Genomic DNA, 15,192 nt, shown 5'->3' with positions numbered 1-15,192 from the left:
AAAGCGGGAGCAAATCTTCACAATTCATAATCAACCAAAAACTATGCTTTCCAAATGCATCCACTATTTTTAGCGCAATGTATATACAACTATGAGATTATTATTGTTGATAGGATTTTTGGCAGGCACTACTTTACAGGCGCAGACGATTTCGCAAAAACTTCAATCTGCTGTTGCCTCTTTTGAGGCGGATGGACAATTGCGCAATGGCATTGTGAGCTTGTACGTGATGAACAGCAAGACGGGAGCAACAGTTTTCAACCACAATGGCAGGATAGGTTTAACGCCTGCAAGCAGTCAAAAAGTTATAACCAGTACAACTGCACTTGAAACATTAGGCACTGGTTATCGATTTAAAACTGAACTGGCTCATGATGGAACCATTGCTAATGGAGTACTGAATGGTAATCTTTATGTGATTGGTTATGGAGATCCGAGCTTAGGCAGTTGGCGCTATGCTTCTACTAAAGAAGAGGTGGTAATGAATAACTGGATAAAAGCTATTGAAGCTGCAGGAATAAAGAAGATCAATGGTAAGGTGATAGTGTATGATAAGAACTGGGAAAGCCAGGCTGTACCAGACGGATGGACATATGATGATATGGGAAACTATTATGGTGCTGGAGCAAGTGGTTTCAACTGGCGCGAAAACCAATATGATATCAAACTTTCATCGGGTAAACCAGGAGACGCTGTTAAGGTGATAGGAACAGAACCGATGTTGTTTGGTAATACATTCATCAATGAACTTACTGCAGGCCCTTCGGGTAGTGGTGATAATGCATACATATATCGTGCTCCAGGGCAATTTACGGCTTACCTGCGTGGCACCATTCCTCCTGGACAATCATCTTTCACCATCTCTGGTTCAATGCCCAATGCTGCCCATCATTTGTCGCATGCATTTTCTATTGTGTTAGCATCGAAAGGTATGGGCGAGGCCATAGCCGGCATGGATGAAAAAGCTGATGTTAAACTACCCGCAATTATCAAGGTGATACATACGCATCTTTCGCCACCACTTGATAGCCTCAATTATTGGTTTCTAAAAAAGAGCGTGAACCTTTATGGAGAAGCTTTTTTAAAAGCTTTGGATTATGAGAAAAAGAAAGTAGGATCTACTTCTGGTGGAATTGATGTCGTTAAAAAACTTCACCAGGCGAACGGTATAGAAGAAACAGCTTTGCGTATGTATGATGGCAGTGGCCTGTCGCCAAAGAACAGGCTGACTGCTGAAGCGTTGACGAAAGCAATGCAATACGCAAGAAAGCAGTCGTGGTTCTCATCTTTTCATGATGGCTTGCCTGATATCAATGGCATGAGAATGAAGAGTGGTACAATGGCAGGCGTTAAAAGCTTCACTGGTTATTCAGGCGATTATATATTTGCAATCATTGTAAACAATTATAATGGATCGCATGCCGACATACAACGTAAAATGTGGCGTGTGCTTGATGTACTTAAATAAACCAGCAACTAATGTCTTCCCAGAACTTTAAGAACCATTCACGGATCTCTTTCTCGTTTCACATCCTAACAGTATTGCCTTTAGTAGCTACAGTAGTAGGTGCTATTATGAACCTGGTGAATAGCTCAGGCGATAATTTGTACTCGGCTTCACTCATTCTCCTGATGTCTGTGTTGTTGCTGAGCATTGCTTTTCATGCACGACTTTTTGCTTTAAAAGCACAGGATCGCGCCATTCGTGCTGAAGAGAACCTGCGGCATTTTGTACTTACGCAAAAACCATTGGATCCTCGTTTACGGATGGGACAAATAATTGCTTTGCGTTTTGCGCCGGATGCAGAGTTCCCTCAACTTGCTGCGCGTGCTGCTGCAGAAGGACTTTCTAATAAGCAGATCAAGCAAGCCATTTCAAACTGGAAGGCTGATCATCACAGGGTATAAGTATTGCTTGCCTCCAATCATCAAATTGAACAAGAATGGATAGCAGACCAGTATTGGATGTAGTGATTGTAGGTGGTGGGCCTATTGGCTTGGCTTGTGGGCTTGAAGCCAAGAAGGCAGGCTTAAATTATCTCATCATTGAAAAAGGAACGCTTGTAAATTCCATTTATAACTACCCGGTAAATATGGGTTTCTTTTCTACCAGTGAAAGATTGGAGATTGGCGGTATACCATTCGTTAGCACCCATGCTAAACCAGGCAGGAATGAAGCTTTAGAATATTACCGCCGTGTAGCTATTGCCGGAGGTATTCAGGTAAGACTTTTTGAACGTGTAATAACAACTAAGAAAGAGGATGACCATTACATTATAACTACATCAAAAGGGAGTTATGCAGCTCGCAATATCATCATTGCTACTGGCTTTTATGATATACCGTACCTGCTGAATGTGAAAGGGGAGGAGCTGCCGAAAGTGAAGCATTACTATGATGATCCGCATTATTATGCTTTTCAGAAAGTAGTAGTGGTAGGCGCTGCTAACTCTGCCGTAGATGCGGCTCTTGAAACATGGAGAAAAGGTGCCGAAGTGACCATGGTTGTTAAAGGTGAAGAGATCAGTAACCGTGTAAAATATTGGGTGAAACCAGATATTGAGAACCGCATTAAAGAAGGATCTATACAGGCTTATTTCTCCTCTGCTATTACTGAAATAAGAGAAAATGAAGTAGATATACAAACGCCTGCAGGTCCGGTTACCATTGCTAATGATTGGGTACTTGCAATGACGGGATATCAACCAGATCTTTCGTTTCTTGAAAAGCTTGGAATAGAATTATCAGACGATGAAGTGCGCAAGCCTGCTTATAATGAAGATACACATGAAACCAATGTAGCAGGTATTTACCTGGCTGGTGTTATCTGCGGCGGAATGAATACACATAGATTGTTCATTGAAAACTCAAGGGAGCATGCGGAGAAGATTATAGCCAATATTGTAAAGCAATAAATCAGTCGTTCCAGATATCTTGTAGTTGAGGAGTAATTCTGCAATCATCTCCTAATTCAAACTGGTAGTTGTCTTTGTCGGTTTCCAACTTGTACTTACCATTTTCAAGCTTGTAAATGTCAACCTGCTTTTTATCGATATCCACCAACAGGTAGTATGGTATTCCTTCCTGTTCGTACAGTTGAAACTTTTTGTTCTTATCCTTGATCATAGTTGCCGGTGACAATACTTCAACTACAAGCTTAGGGGTGAAGTCAAGAAACTTCTTTTGGATTTTGCCACATACGATTAAGATGTCTGGTTGCACAATAGTGTCTTCATCTATTTTGTAATCCAGTGGATCATAAGCTCTACAGTCAGAACATTTTGAAGCTTTTAGCGCCAGCATAAATTGGAACCTGATTTCAGCAGCTACTCGTTGATGCTCAGGCACCGGCAGAGGACTCATAGCAATTGGATGGCCCTCTATTAACTCCCACCTGCCTTCCCAATTAAGGTAGTCGTTGTAGGTGTACCTGGGTAGATATGTTTCCTGTTGTGGCATAACTAAAGTTACACAATACCATCATCAAAAACCAGGCGTAACACCAATGTAATTATGTGGTGTAATTGCTTTTAGTTCTTTCTTCACGGTGCTATTCACCTTTAAGCTGCCAATGAATTGTTGAATATCATCTTTGGTGATAGATGCTTTTCCACGGGTTAGTTCTTTCAGCGCCTCGTATGGTTGCGGGTAATTCTCTCTTCTTAAAACAGTTTGAATAGCCTCAGCTACCACAGCCCAGTTGTTATCCAGGTCATCTTTTATTTTTACTTCGTTCAGCAGCAGTTTATCCAATCCTTTTTCGATTGATTTTATTGCAAGCAAAGTATTGGCAACCGGTACACCAATATTTCTAAGAACTGTGCTATCCGTCAGGTCGCGCTGTAGCCTGCTTACAGGAAGTTTGGCTGAAAGATGTTCCAGTAAAGCATTGGCTACTCCAAGATTTCCTTCTGCATTTTCAAAATCAATAGGATTTACCTTATGTGGCATTGCACTGCTGCCTACTTCACCAGCTTTGGTTTTCTGCTTAAAGTAGTCCATGCTGATATAGGTCCAGATATCGCGGCAAAGGTCAACCAGAATGTTGTTGATACGTTTGATCGAATCAAAATGAGCAGCCAAATTATCATAGTGTTCTATCTGCGTAGAAAACTGAACACGTTGTAATCCAAGAGAATTTTCAACAAAAGCATTCGCCAGTTTCACCCAATCTTTTCCAGGAAATGCAACAGCATGAGCATTGAAGTTTCCTGTAGCGCCACCGAACTTAGCTGTGTATGGAACGTGCGTGAACAACTGTACCTGATTTTCTAATCTTTCTGCAAATACCATCAGCTCTTTGCCCAATGTAGTAGGAGAAGCAGGTTGTCCATGTGTACGCGCCAGCATCGAAACATGCTTCCATTGCCTGGCCAGTTGGGTAAGCTTCTGTTGTAGGTTGATGATGGTGGGCAGATAATCATGCTCCATGCAAGCTTTCCAGCTCATGGGTATAGCAGTATTATTGATGTCTTGTGACGTCAGTCCAAAATGTATCCATTCTTTTAACTCAGCGGCACCGCATTTATCCAGTTGTTCTTTTAAGAAATATTCAACAGCCTTTACATCGTGGTTGGTAGTAGCTTCAATTTGCTTTATTTGCTGCGCATCGTCCAGGCTAAAATCAGTAGCTACTTTTTTGAGTAGCTGTTTTTGTTTAGGTAAAAGTTTGAAGAACTTTTTATCTGCAAGAAATATGAAATATTCAATCTCAACGATCACGCGGTACTTCATCAATGCATATTCAGAAAAGTATTCTTCTAGGAATGATAACTGTTTCCTGTAGCGGCCGTCGATAGGAGATATAGCGGTAAGATTGTTTAGTTCCATGTGTTGCTGAGTGTGGTTTTGTTGGGTAGCTGCGTATGGTTTCTTTGGTACAAGTGTGCGACGCAACGGAAGCCTAATAGTTGTTCTGCGGCTGGTATCCACATTCATCAGTGATACCAAAAGCGAGTGGCACTAACCGTAGCGTGCTATATTTGCGGCAAATGTAGATGAATTGGAGAAGAAGATAAGAGTAGGTGCGGTAAGTTATCTGAACACGAAGCCTTTGTTGTATGGATGGAAACATGGATATCATATAGAGGGTAGCGAGGTTTATGAAGCCTACCCGGCACGTGTTGCTGAAATGCTATTGAACGATGAAGTGGATGTGGGCCTGGTGCCTGTTGCTATCATTCCTAAACTGAAAGAGCATTATATAGTTTCCGATTATTGTATAGGAGCTGATGGGCCGGTTGCTTCTGTTTGTTTATTTAGCGAGGTTCCTATTGATAAAGTTGAAAAGGTACTGCTGGATTACCAGAGCAGGACGTCTGTAAACCTTGCGAAAATTCTTATGAAGCATTACTGGAAAATTGAACCTGAATTGGTTGATGGTGGTATAGATTTCCAGGATGAAATTGCAAGTACCACTGCAGCAGTGGTTATTGGTGATAGAGCTTTTGAGCAACGGCTTAAGTCAAAATACATATATGATCTTGCTGAAGCATGGATTGATTATACAGGTCTTCCTTTTGTGTTTGCTGCATGGGTTGCCAATAAGAAATTACCGGAGTGTTTCATCAACCAGTTTAACGAGGCAAACAGGATAGGCCTGTCTCATTTAGAGAAAGTGGCAACGGAAAATCCTTACGAGTTTTATGATCTTCACCACTATTACACAGCCAACATAAGTTATACGCTTTCGGAGGATAAACGCAAAGGATTAGAAAAGTTTCTTGAGCTTTTGAAAGATGTTACCTAGTCTTATTGGGGTTAAGAAAACCTTCTATTACCCACCATCTGAATTTTACCAGCATTGCCATCTTGCCCGGCTTTCCCTGGAACAGGTATCCAAAACCATAGGCAATTGCATAACCCAGTTTGGCTACATATTCTGTAAACTTCTTTATTAGCTTCCAGCTGTTGCCGGCGTTCATCAGGCGTTCGCTGCCGCCAATGCCATAGCTGTGGCGCCGCACATAAGCCTTGTCGAACTTGTTGCCTTCTACATGATGGTGAACAACAACATGCGGCAGGTAATATACCTTTTCGTTGTTGTTGATGAGCTTTAGGTACATGGCCTTTTCTTCTCCGGCCATCAGGCTTTTGCCACTGCGGCCAAGGTTACCGTCAAAGTATCCATACCTGTCAAATGCAGTTTTTCTAAAGTGCATATTGGCACCAGAGGGGTAACGAACGCCCTTCATTTGAAAGATCTTATTGCCCTGGTCGTAATGGCCAACCAATCCCCAAAAGTATTTGCCAAACCAATCCGCAACAGGAACGAGATATTTCGGAACGATCTTACCACCGGTTGACATAGCTTCAGGATGTTGCGCATAGAAGTCAACGATGTATTGAAGCCAGTTTTCATCTGCGAGGCAATCATCATCTATATAAGCAACGATTTCACCTTGCGCTTCCTTTGCACACCGCGTCCTGGTATGGCCAACACCTTGTTGCTTTTCTACTACATATCGAAAGTTAAGTTGAGGATACAATCCAGGCACCTGTGCACAAACCTCAGCGGTGTTGTCAGTGCTGTTGTTGTCAACAACCACTACTTCAAAATCAGCAACTGGAAAATTCAATTCCGACAAACTCTCTATACAAAGCTGTAGCAGCTTAGCACGGTTGTAAGTGCAGATGGCAATGGTGGCTTTGTAGGGGTAGAGCATCAGGAAGCGGAATACATTTGGTACAAAATCATTTTGAAATAGTTTCTAATAGTAATGAGCAGTTTGAAAGTGAAGACGGGCGACCTTATGTTCGGTACGTTGATTGGTAGTCTTTTCTTGCGTATTGTTAATAAGCTGCTCCATCATCATTAATAAAATTTCAATAACGGCTAAAGTTAAGAGAGCTTAAACCTTTTGGATTTTCAACACCATTATAACATTGTATTCAATCTGACAGTTGCTTTCAGAAATCAGTTCATAATTTATATTAGGAACTTCCTTCAATTTTTTAAGCATAAATTGTAGCCCCATATCCGCATGAATATGATGTGTGTTGAGAGGCTGCCCTGTTTTGAGGCAATGTGCCTCATATTTTACTTGATCTGGAAATACCAGAATTAGATTTCCTTCACTTTTAAGTATCCTGATGAATTCCTTTAAAGCAGCTGTTGTGTCAACGAAATCTTCTATGAGATGGCTTGAATAAACATAATCAAAGGTGTCATCTTGAACAGGGATTTTCTCCTTCATTACGTCACATGCAATGTCTACTTTATCCTTACCAGTATATGCATATGGTTGAGCATAGTCAATGCCTAAACAATTTTCTTTTTTGACTTTATCACCACCAAAACCAATGTCGCATCCATGACCCTGGCAATAGTTGATAACTAAGTGTCTTACCTTTGAAGTCTCTGAAGGATATATTTCTTTTATTCCTAGTTTGCGCTTTACCTTTCTTAAAAATTTTTCTAACATAAATGATATTCGCGTATTAGTAACTCAATTTGTTGAACGACAAATGTAGATGAATGAAGGGAACACTTTGGAATTCCTCCTGGTCCTACCAGCCTGCACTCTGGACCCTCAGTATTGATGGTTGAATGGTAGCAGCCTGCAAACTCACATGATTGTTGTAGAAACCGTCCCTTAAACAAAGAAGGAAAATGTCGTGTAATGGGATTCACAGCGCCAAAAAATACGAGAGAGGGCACTTTAAGACTTGCAGCTATATGACTTGGCCCAGAGTCTATCCCAATAAACATAGATGCATTACTGATGATGCCAATCATCTCTCTTATACTAGTCTTCAGAACTTCTGTGCCTTCTATCTTTTCTGGTGATTTACCTATTTGATATATTTTGAATCCACGGTTCTTCAGGTATAAAACTACTTCCTCCCAATTCACCCCAAAGACTTTTCTATAGTTCTTGTCAGATAAACTTTCAAGATGAATTACAACATAGTCTTTGGGCATTTTAAGGTTGCCTTTATTATCCTCATTGCCTAAAAAAAGTTGAGGATATTCTTCAGTGCATGGTAGCCCAGCTTTTTGTTGGTATGCATTAAGAAAATGCTTTTCAGGCGAATTCTCATATGCCATATCAAGATTAATAAACCATCTTCTCGTTCCAAAAAAAGATTCAACCCGACTTAAAACCTTTTCAAGAAGGTTTAATTTAGTTTTGAATACAACATTTGGAAGAGGATAATTTTCAAATAATTCGTTGTATTTGGTGTATACATATACCTTTTTATAACGTGTGGCAAGTTGCCTAATTACAGGTTCAATCCAAAGAACATCTCCTATTTGTCTTTTTCGAATAAGATATTTGATTTTGAAACTGAACATAAACTTGCTATTCTACATATTAGTTGTCCAAAAATAAAGGGGAAGCATTTAAGACCGAATAAAAACATTCGCTATAACGAAAGGAGTTTGGTTAGACCGAGTACCAAGTTGATTGAAATGCTCCATCTTTGTCTCTTTTTAGAGCTGCTTAAGTAAAGAAACCTTACATGGTGAATCAGAAACCCTATATCTCCATCTGCATTCCTGCCTATAAAAGACTTGAGTATCTTTCGCAGCTACTTGTCTCTATATCACAGCAGACTTTCAAAGATTTTGAAGTTGTTATTACTGATGATAGTGCGGATGCTTCTGTAGGGGAATTTCTTGCCACTTTTGAATGTGCGTTTTCCATCATCTATATCAAAAACCCCGTTGCCTTAGGCACTCCTGAAAATTGGAATGAAGCCATACGACATGCGAACGGTGAATGGATAAAACTGATGCATGATGATGATTGGTTTGCATCCAATGACTCACTTGAAAGATTTGTATCGCTGGCCAAAGAGAATCCTAAAGCTACTTTTTTGTTTTCTGGTTCATCATTCATAAGAAAAGGGGATAAGTTTGGGGGGGTGCACATAAGCAAATGGCAGGCAGGGCTGCTGCAAAAGGATCCTACTAACTTATACTATGAGAACTTCATTGGCCCACCCAGCGTCATGATGCATCGCAATACAAAAGATGTATGGTATGATAAGGAAATGAAGTGGCTGGTTGATATCGATTTCTACATGCGCTACCTGCAGCGGTACCCGCAGTTTGCTTTTACTAAAGAAAAACTGATCAATGTAGGATATAGCGCTGACCAGGTAACCTCGCATGTATTTCATGATAAAGAAGTAGTGGTAAAAGAGAACCTGTTGTTGTTCCAAAAACAGCAACAGAAGTTGCTGCAGCGTATCTGGAACTATGATTACACCTGGCGAATGATGCGGAACTATAATATCAGGAAGCTTTCGGAATTGGAAGCGTTGAAAGCCAATCCCTCTGTTACTTTGCCTGCGTATCATAAACAAATTATACAGGTTCAAAGGCATATACCTGTTTCGGTACTTAAAATCGGCATTGCATCAAAAATTTTAATGACGTTTAGTTACTTGTTAAGCAGGATCAAAAAATAATACATGTCTGTTCAGTTATCTATCATCATTGTTAACTACAAAAGTGGAGTGCTTACTTCCCAATGTATTGCTTCCATACAGGAACAGACGCAGCATTTATATTACGAGATCATTGTTGTTGACAATCATTCAGGAGATAATAGTGAAGAAGTTATTCTTAGTGCGCATCCTTCAGTTATATGGCACCAGGTAGGCTATAATGCTGGCTTCTCAAGGGCTAATAATGCAGGTATGCGACTGGCTAAAGGCAAGGTGGTACTGTTGCTAAACCCTGATACCATTGTTATAAATAATGCAGTAGAGCGATGTTATGAAAGGTTTATTAACTCAACCTATGCTGCATGTGGTGTTCAAATGATAGGTGCAGATGGTGTACCACAGATATCAGGTAACTTCTTTATGAAAGGTGGACTTAACCATTTGCTGCCCTTGCCATACTGGGGAAACTTTTTAAAAGCAATTGCCTTAGCTGCTAAAACCAAGAAGCCAAATATTGCGGAAGCAGTACATGAGGAAAAGGTTGACTGGATCACTGGCGCCTTCCTAATGACCAAGAGAGAAGTGATAGAAAAAGTAGGAGAGATGGATGAAGATTTCTTCTTGTATGCTGAAGAAGTAGAGTGGTGCAGCAGGATCAAGAAAGCAGGTGAACTTTGTATCTATGGTGATATAAGAATGATACACTTGCAAGGTGAAGTGATCAGTTCATCGACACAAACAGAAGATAAAACCTATGCAAACCTATACGATAAAAAAGGACTTCAACTGATTGTTTCCAATCATGTTCGTATAAGGAAGCAATATGGGGTGGGATGGTTCCTTTTTCAGCTACTTAATTATTCTATTGCTGTTCCGATCTTCTTTTTTGCCAGCATCATTCATAATCTTTTTCTCCTGAAAAATCCTTTGTATGATTGGAACAGAATAATGGGGTTGACAAAGAACGTTATCCGCACATGGCAATTAGCTCCAACGATTATCAGTAACAAGCCGCATTTTTACAAGATGCTGTAATCACTATAGCATTTTTTCCACTGCTCTTTGTACAATCTTTTCCCAATCAAAGTGATCAAAAAAAGATTGCGAAGTTGGTATATCAACGGATGCAGCATGAATAATCTTTTTGTTGTATTCGCTCCAGTTGCCATTAATAGCTATAAATAATTTGTCTTTCACCAACTCAACCGGCAGTCCTTCCACATTGCCTGCAAAACAAACAACATTCAGATCGTGTTGCAGTGCATCTATAGTTTTGGTTTGTATGCCACTACTGGCTGCAAGTGGATTGATGAAAACATCAGCAGCTGCATAATACATATCAATATCTTCAACTTCGCCGGCATAAATAACCGCTGGGTGCTTCAGGTGTCTTAAGTACTGAAAAGCTTCAAATTGGTTCCTGCCACAGATGATGATCTTGAAGTTTCCAGGCAGTGACGGCGCGATGTGTTTGTATATATCTTCTACTGCTTTAGCATTGGGCGCATAATCAAGTGTGCCTGCAAACAAAACTATTTTGCAATCTTCCTGTAGATCATGTGCTGTTGCTATTATCTTTCTTGCTCCAGCTTTTGAATATCTTTTTTCAACTCTTTCAATCCCATAAGGCACAACAACACATTTGTCATTTGCTAAAGCAAATTCCTTTTCTGCAATATCCAGGTCACGTTGCGTTTTGAAAAAATTAAGATCTGCCTGCCGGTGTGTCCATTGCTCATAAGCTTGCAGCAGTTTCCACCACCACTTTCCCTGCTCACGAAATCTTTCATATTCTATATTATGTGAATGAACAACAAGCTTTACACCCAACAATATTTTACATATCCATCCTGCTATACCATGGTATGGATGTTCAAGGATAATGTGAGTTGTCTTCTGCTGTTTAGCAAGTAAAAAGATCAGCCGCCAAGAAAGAGGATTTATGAATTGAAGTTTACTTACCGGAAGACGTGGTACAAGCGAGTATGAAATATTATCCGCCGGCTCGTTATTGCTACTGCAAACACAAACCAGCGGATAAATTTGAGAAAGATATTTATTGAATTGAGCTATTCCTTTTTGCCCACCATAACGTGCCGGTAACACTTTATACCAAACCACGCTTAGGAGCTTAGGCATTTCTTAGGCTACTTTTCTTTGGCCGTTTCTCCACTCCATGAACAGCGCACCAGCTACCAGCAAGATCATAAGAATAGAAAAAATAGTGGTGACCGTTTTGCCTGTATAATAAGCAGCTGGCTCAAATCGGAATTCAATATTATGTTGGCCTGCCGGTAATGGAAGTCCACGTAATACATAGTTCACTTTCACAATAGGTGTTTCTTTTCCATCTACAAATGCTTTCCAACCTTCTTTGTAATAGATCTCGCTAAATACTGCAAATTGATTGGTGGCTGCATTGCTGCGGTAGGTTACCACATCATTATCATTCTTTACCAGCTGTATCATTGCTGCACTATCAGCAACCGGCGTGAATGGTATCGAGCTTTTGAATTCCTCCTGTACCAGCGCAGTGTCTTTTGGATCAACCTGTCCAAGCAGATCCATTTCCTCTTTTGCATCTTTTACAAATCGAATAGCAGGAACAAACCATACAGGTCCTAATGCTGTAGGATTAGGTTGGTAGTTGGTTGTTTGGCCATTCCTGTCTTTCTGTATGAAATATTTTGTGTTCAGCATGTTGAACACATTCATGTTAGGTTGCTGTGCACTCAGTTTCTTTTCTATCAGGTCCTGGTAAATGATCAGCTTGGCCGGATGATATCCACCAACTGAATTATAGTAGTAAGAAGTATAATTCTCGTTGAAAGCATCACCTGCATAATTGAAAACACGGAAATAAGAAGTATCAGCTAAGATGGCATTATCAGCGGCTGTCTTTACAAATGCAGTCATGTTTTCTTCCTGCTCCTGGTAGTTTTCTGCATTTAGGTATTTGGTGTTGATGACCATTACATCTATCAATGCAAAAGCAATCAGTGCCCATGCAGCAATCAATGGCGATACAGTTTTTCTTATGAGTAAGAAAAGAATAACTGCTGCTGCTGCAATAAATCCTAAAGACCGGAAGATGTCGCCCATCATCAGGCTACGCCTGTCTTCACGCATTCCTTCCAGGAAGCTACGCAGGTAATCCAGCACCTGTGGTTGGTTCATTTGCTGAACCTGCTTTAGCATGGCAGCATTACTAATGCTGGTAAAGTCGAGGCTGAAGTACAGAATAAAGATCACCACAAATAAAGCACCCGTAGCTATTAGTCCTTTCTTGAACTGCGGCATCAGGGCTTTTGGTTCCTTCACATTTATAAAATGATTTACCGCCAATACAGCCAACATAGGTAATAAAAGCTGCGGTATCACTAATATCATTGACGGTGCACGAAACTTATTATAATAAGGCAAGTACTGGTACAGGATATTGTTGAAGCTGTCGAAGTACGAGCCCCACGACATCATTATGGTAAGCAGAATCGCTGTTAGCGCCCACCACTTGTGCTGCCTGTCGAGTACAAACATGGCTATGATAGCAAGAAAACAAATGATAGCACCTACATAAGGAGGACCTGAAGTACCACCAATACCACCCCAATAAAATGATAACCCACCTTGCAACTGCTGGCTCAGTTCCTGCGGCATCGATTGTAGTGCTTCAATAGCTTTTGATTTCTCTTGTTGTACTTCCAGTTTGTCGCTGCTGCCGCCATACATACGCGGAATAAGCATCACAAATGCTTCACTCGGGTACATGCTATAGCTAAACGCATAATCTTTGGTAAGACCTGTTTTGCTGTTCTCTGTTTCAGCTGAAGCCAATTGAGAAGAACCGCCGCGTATAGTTGCCTTCTGGTATTCGTATGTGGAGAACAAGGATACAGCATTACATAATAAAGCAATGATACCTGCTCCAATAGAAGATGCGGCTACCAAGCCTATGTGTTTCCAATCTTTATTTTTCACCCAGTCTATCATGAAGAAGATAGTCATGATACCCATTGCAATGAACAGGTAATAGGCTATCTGTAAGTGGTTCATCGCGATAAGGGTGGAAGCAAACAATGCAGTGAAAGCTGCGCCCAGCAAGTATTTGCGCTGAAAGATCAGGATGACACTTCCAAGTACAGCAGGCATATAAGCTATAGACAACATCTTTGTATTGTGCCCTACCGCTACAATGATTGGATTATAAGTAGCATAAGCAAAAGCCAATGATCCAAGTATGCCCACGTAAGGATTTATCCTAAGAACGATACATAAGAAATAAAAACAGATACATGCAAGAAAGAAGAACTGGATAGGAGCGGGAAGCCCTAGTGTGATGATAGCATGAAAATAGCCTGATGCATCATTACCCGATACGCCGCCTATCTGAAAGGTAGGCATACCGCTGAACAATGAGTTTGTCCAAAGCGGGTAATGACCATGTACTTCTTTATAATTTTCTGATTGTTGAAATGCACCTTTCCAGTGACTGATATCATGCTGGCTCAACACTTTTCCTTCCAGTGCAGGTTTGCAATAAATAACAGCAACAACAAGGAAAACAACGATCGCTATAGCATGGGGAATCAGTTTCTTCCAATCAATATTCTTCATGTATCAGGTTTATGCGGTTGGCAAAATAATACTATTTTACGCGAAACTTTTTCATGCCTTCGCTTTTATTTCTGGCACGTACAGCTTTCATTTGCAACCTGTTTTTCCTGTTATGTATACTTTTTAAATTCTGGGAAGTAATAGGCGACCAGGCTCTTGCAGGCTTTATAATTATAGTTGGATGGGTGATGGCTCCATTGCTCAACCTCGTATTCAATGTTGTTTTTGTTATTGCTTTTTATAAACGCAAACAACCACTGATGATACCCAAGTATATCATCGGCTTCAATGTTATTATTCAATTATTGCAGTTCATATTCATCCCTTTTGTATGATCCACAACATTCTGAAAGAACGCTCCATTAAACTATATATCATCTTAGCGGGCTTCTTCATCACCAATGCACTCATTGCAGAAGTCATAGGTGTCAAAATATTTTCACTTGAAGCCACTTTGGGTTTCGAACCTATCACCTTCAGCCTGCTTGGACAAAGTGATCTGTCTTTTTCGCTAACTGCTGGTGTCATCTTATGGCCAATTGTTTTCATTATGACCGATGTTATTAATGAATACTATGGCATGCGTGGCGTTCGTTACCTCTCATACCTGGCTGTTGGTCTTATTGCTTATGCATTCTTTGCTTTTACAGGTGCCATTGGTTTAACTCCGCCGGCCTGGTGGATCAATGCTTACCCAAATGTGCCTGATATGCAGCAGTCGTATACTGCTGTGCTTGGCCAGAGCAACTGGATCATTATTGGCTCGTTGGTGGCTTTCCTTGTAGGGCAGGTGGTAGATGTGTTCGTGTTTCATCGAATAAAAAAATTAACTGGTGAAAAACGTGTCTGGTTGCGTGCTACAGGCTCAACAATTATATCGCAGTTTATTGATAGTTATGTAGTCCTTATCATTGCCTTCTACTGGGGCGCCGGGTGGAGCATTCAACAAGTGCTGGCTATTGGCACTGTCAACTATATCTACAAGTTTATAATGGCTGTTGTACTTACGCCAGCTATATACCTGTCACATTATGGTATCGATAGGTATCTTGGTCATTCACTTGCTGTTGAAATGAAACAGGCTGCTATGCGAGGGAAGGTATAGGTTTTAGAGTGAAGCACTTTCAAGAGTGCTTCACTCTTCAGCAGTATCACTAATAGCAACTAAGGAAGACATGT

Annotated in this window: 15 protein-coding genes; 8 read left to right on the top strand and 7 right to left on the bottom strand. The window is 40.6% G+C overall.

Going from position 1 to position 15,192, the window contains the following annotated elements:
- Positions 1-91 precede the first annotated feature (91 nt).
- Genes dacB through J4N22_RS11105 form a run of 3 tightly spaced genes read left to right on the top strand, consistent with a single transcriptional unit; the run spans position 92 to position 2,915 of the window.
- The gene (gene dacB / locus J4N22_RS11115; RefSeq protein WP_207494270.1) at positions 92-1,468 is read left to right on the top strand and encodes a D-alanyl-D-alanine carboxypeptidase/D-alanyl-D-alanine endopeptidase; all 1,377 of its coding nucleotides are present in this window, start codon (positions 92-94) and stop codon (positions 1,466-1,468) included.
- Between the two features lie 11 nt (positions 1,469-1,479).
- The gene (locus J4N22_RS11110; RefSeq protein WP_207494268.1) at positions 1,480-1,908 is read left to right on the top strand and encodes a DUF6526 family protein; all 429 of its coding nucleotides are present in this window, start codon (positions 1,480-1,482) and stop codon (positions 1,906-1,908) included.
- Positions 1,909-1,943: 35 nt separating this feature from the next.
- Positions 1,944-2,915 (top strand): YpdA family putative bacillithiol disulfide reductase, encoded by a 972-nt coding sequence (locus J4N22_RS11105; RefSeq protein ID WP_207494266.1) that lies wholly within the window; start codon positions 1,944-1,946, stop codon positions 2,913-2,915.
- A 1-nt stretch (position 2,916) separates the two neighbouring features.
- On the opposite strand, the gene J4N22_RS11100 is transcribed toward J4N22_RS11105, so the two are convergent.
- Positions 2,917-3,459, bottom strand: a complete 543-nt coding sequence (locus tag J4N22_RS11100) for a Uma2 family endonuclease (RefSeq protein ID WP_207494264.1) — start codon at positions 3,457-3,459, stop codon at positions 2,917-2,919.
- Positions 3,460-3,483: 24 nt separating this feature from the next.
- A complete protein-coding gene (purB, locus tag J4N22_RS11095; protein WP_207494262.1) occupies positions 3,484-4,830 on the bottom strand; it encodes an adenylosuccinate lyase in 1,347 nt (448 codons plus the stop codon).
- Positions 4,831-5,002: 172 nt separating this feature from the next.
- Between purB and J4N22_RS11090 the strand changes: the two genes are divergently transcribed.
- Positions 5,003-5,749, top strand: a complete 747-nt coding sequence (locus tag J4N22_RS11090) for a menaquinone biosynthetic enzyme MqnA/MqnD family protein (RefSeq protein WP_207494260.1) — start codon at positions 5,003-5,005, stop codon at positions 5,747-5,749.
- On the opposite strand, the gene J4N22_RS11085 is transcribed toward J4N22_RS11090, so the two are convergent.
- The 3 genes from J4N22_RS11085 to J4N22_RS11075 all read right to left on the bottom strand — a co-directional run bounded on the left by J4N22_RS11085 (position 5,742) and on the right by J4N22_RS11075 (position 8,299).
- A complete protein-coding gene (locus tag J4N22_RS11085; RefSeq protein WP_207494258.1) occupies positions 5,742-6,665 on the bottom strand; it encodes a glycosyltransferase in 924 nt (307 codons plus the stop codon). The genes J4N22_RS11090 and J4N22_RS11085 overlap by 8 nt on opposite strands.
- Positions 6,666-6,851: 186 nt before the next feature.
- Positions 6,852-7,424 (bottom strand): methyltransferase domain-containing protein, encoded by a 573-nt coding sequence (locus tag J4N22_RS11080; protein ID WP_207494256.1) that lies wholly within the window; start codon positions 7,422-7,424, stop codon positions 6,852-6,854.
- A complete protein-coding gene (locus J4N22_RS11075; RefSeq protein WP_207494254.1) occupies positions 7,418-8,299 on the bottom strand; it encodes a glycosyltransferase family 9 protein in 882 nt (293 codons plus the stop codon). Before J4N22_RS11075 ends, J4N22_RS11080 begins: the two co-directional genes overlap by 7 nt.
- A gap of 167 nt (positions 8,300-8,466) precedes the next feature.
- Here J4N22_RS11075 and J4N22_RS11070 point away from each other — a divergent pair, with 167 nt between their 5' ends.
- Together J4N22_RS11070 and J4N22_RS11065 are read left to right on the top strand one after the other, a co-directional pair.
- Positions 8,467-9,420 carry a glycosyltransferase family 2 protein gene (locus J4N22_RS11070; protein WP_207494252.1) on the top strand — a complete coding sequence of 318 codons (954 nt, stop codon included), beginning with the start codon at positions 8,467-8,469 and terminating at the stop codon, positions 9,418-9,420.
- 3 nt (positions 9,421-9,423) lie between these two features.
- Positions 9,424-10,434 (top strand): glycosyltransferase family 2 protein, encoded by a 1,011-nt coding sequence (locus J4N22_RS11065; RefSeq protein ID WP_207494251.1) that lies wholly within the window; start codon positions 9,424-9,426, stop codon positions 10,432-10,434.
- A gap of 3 nt (positions 10,435-10,437) precedes the next feature.
- Here J4N22_RS11065 and J4N22_RS11060 read toward each other — a convergent pair whose 3' ends face one another.
- Together J4N22_RS11060 and J4N22_RS11055 are read right to left on the bottom strand one after the other, a co-directional pair.
- On the bottom strand, positions 10,438-11,538 hold the full coding sequence (locus J4N22_RS11060; RefSeq protein ID WP_207494249.1) for a glycosyltransferase family 4 protein: 1,101 nt from the start codon (positions 11,536-11,538) through the stop codon (positions 10,438-10,440).
- 3 nt (positions 11,539-11,541) lie between these two features.
- Entirely contained in the window at positions 11,542-14,013 is a 2,472-nt protein-coding gene (locus J4N22_RS11055; protein WP_207494247.1) for a YfhO family protein, read from the bottom strand.
- A gap of 53 nt (positions 14,014-14,066) precedes the next feature.
- Between J4N22_RS11055 and J4N22_RS11050 the strand changes: the two genes are divergently transcribed.
- Complete coding sequence (locus J4N22_RS11050) at positions 14,067-14,348, top strand: hypothetical protein (protein ID WP_207494238.1); 282 nt, start codon at positions 14,067-14,069, stop codon at positions 14,346-14,348.
- Positions 14,345-15,118: a queuosine precursor transporter gene (locus tag J4N22_RS11045; protein ID WP_207494235.1), complete on the top strand. Its 774-nt coding sequence runs from the start codon at positions 14,345-14,347 to the stop codon at positions 15,116-15,118. Before J4N22_RS11050 ends, J4N22_RS11045 begins: the two co-directional genes overlap by 4 nt.
- The last annotated feature ends 74 nt before the right edge of the window (positions 15,119-15,192 follow it).

Source organism: Aridibaculum aurantiacum, assembly GCF_017355875.1.
GTDB classification, from domain to species: Bacteria; Bacteroidota; Bacteroidia; order Chitinophagales; family Chitinophagaceae; genus Segetibacter; species Segetibacter aurantiacus.
Note: the sequence above shows the minus strand (reverse complement) of the source record. Positions and strands in the feature narration are given on the sequence as shown.

Excerpts from the sequence above, each read along its gene's own strand:
- dacB (WP_207494270.1), top strand. The coding sequence starts at position 92 with ATGAGATTATTATTGTTGATAGGATTTTTGGCAGGCACTACTTTACAG.
- J4N22_RS11110 (WP_207494268.1), top strand. The coding sequence starts at position 1,480 with ATGTCTTCCCAGAACTTTAAGAACCATTCACGGATCTCTTTCTCGTTT.
- J4N22_RS11105 (WP_207494266.1), top strand. The coding sequence starts at position 1,944 with ATGGATAGCAGACCAGTATTGGATGTAGTGATTGTAGGTGGTGGGCCT.
- J4N22_RS11100 (WP_207494264.1), bottom strand. The coding sequence starts at position 3,459 with ATGCCACAACAGGAAACATATCTACCCAGGTACACCTACAACGACTAC.
- purB (WP_207494262.1), bottom strand. The coding sequence starts at position 4,830 with ATGGAACTAAACAATCTTACCGCTATATCTCCTATCGACGGCCGCTAC.
- J4N22_RS11085 (WP_207494258.1), bottom strand. The coding sequence starts at position 6,665 with ATGCTCTACCCCTACAAAGCCACCATTGCCATCTGCACTTACAACCGT.
- J4N22_RS11080 (WP_207494256.1), bottom strand. The coding sequence starts at position 7,424 with ATGTTAGAAAAATTTTTAAGAAAGGTAAAGCGCAAACTAGGAATAAAA.
- J4N22_RS11075 (WP_207494254.1), bottom strand. The coding sequence starts at position 8,299 with ATGTTCAGTTTCAAAATCAAATATCTTATTCGAAAAAGACAAATAGGA.
- J4N22_RS11070 (WP_207494252.1), top strand. The coding sequence starts at position 8,467 with ATGGTGAATCAGAAACCCTATATCTCCATCTGCATTCCTGCCTATAAA.
- J4N22_RS11065 (WP_207494251.1), top strand. The coding sequence starts at position 9,424 with ATGTCTGTTCAGTTATCTATCATCATTGTTAACTACAAAAGTGGAGTG.
- J4N22_RS11060 (WP_207494249.1), bottom strand. The coding sequence starts at position 11,538 with ATGCCTAAGCTCCTAAGCGTGGTTTGGTATAAAGTGTTACCGGCACGT.
- J4N22_RS11055 (WP_207494247.1), bottom strand. The coding sequence starts at position 14,013 with ATGAAGAATATTGATTGGAAGAAACTGATTCCCCATGCTATAGCGATC.
- J4N22_RS11050 (WP_207494238.1), top strand. The coding sequence starts at position 14,067 with ATGCCTTCGCTTTTATTTCTGGCACGTACAGCTTTCATTTGCAACCTG.
- J4N22_RS11045 (WP_207494235.1), top strand. The coding sequence starts at position 14,345 with ATGATCCACAACATTCTGAAAGAACGCTCCATTAAACTATATATCATC.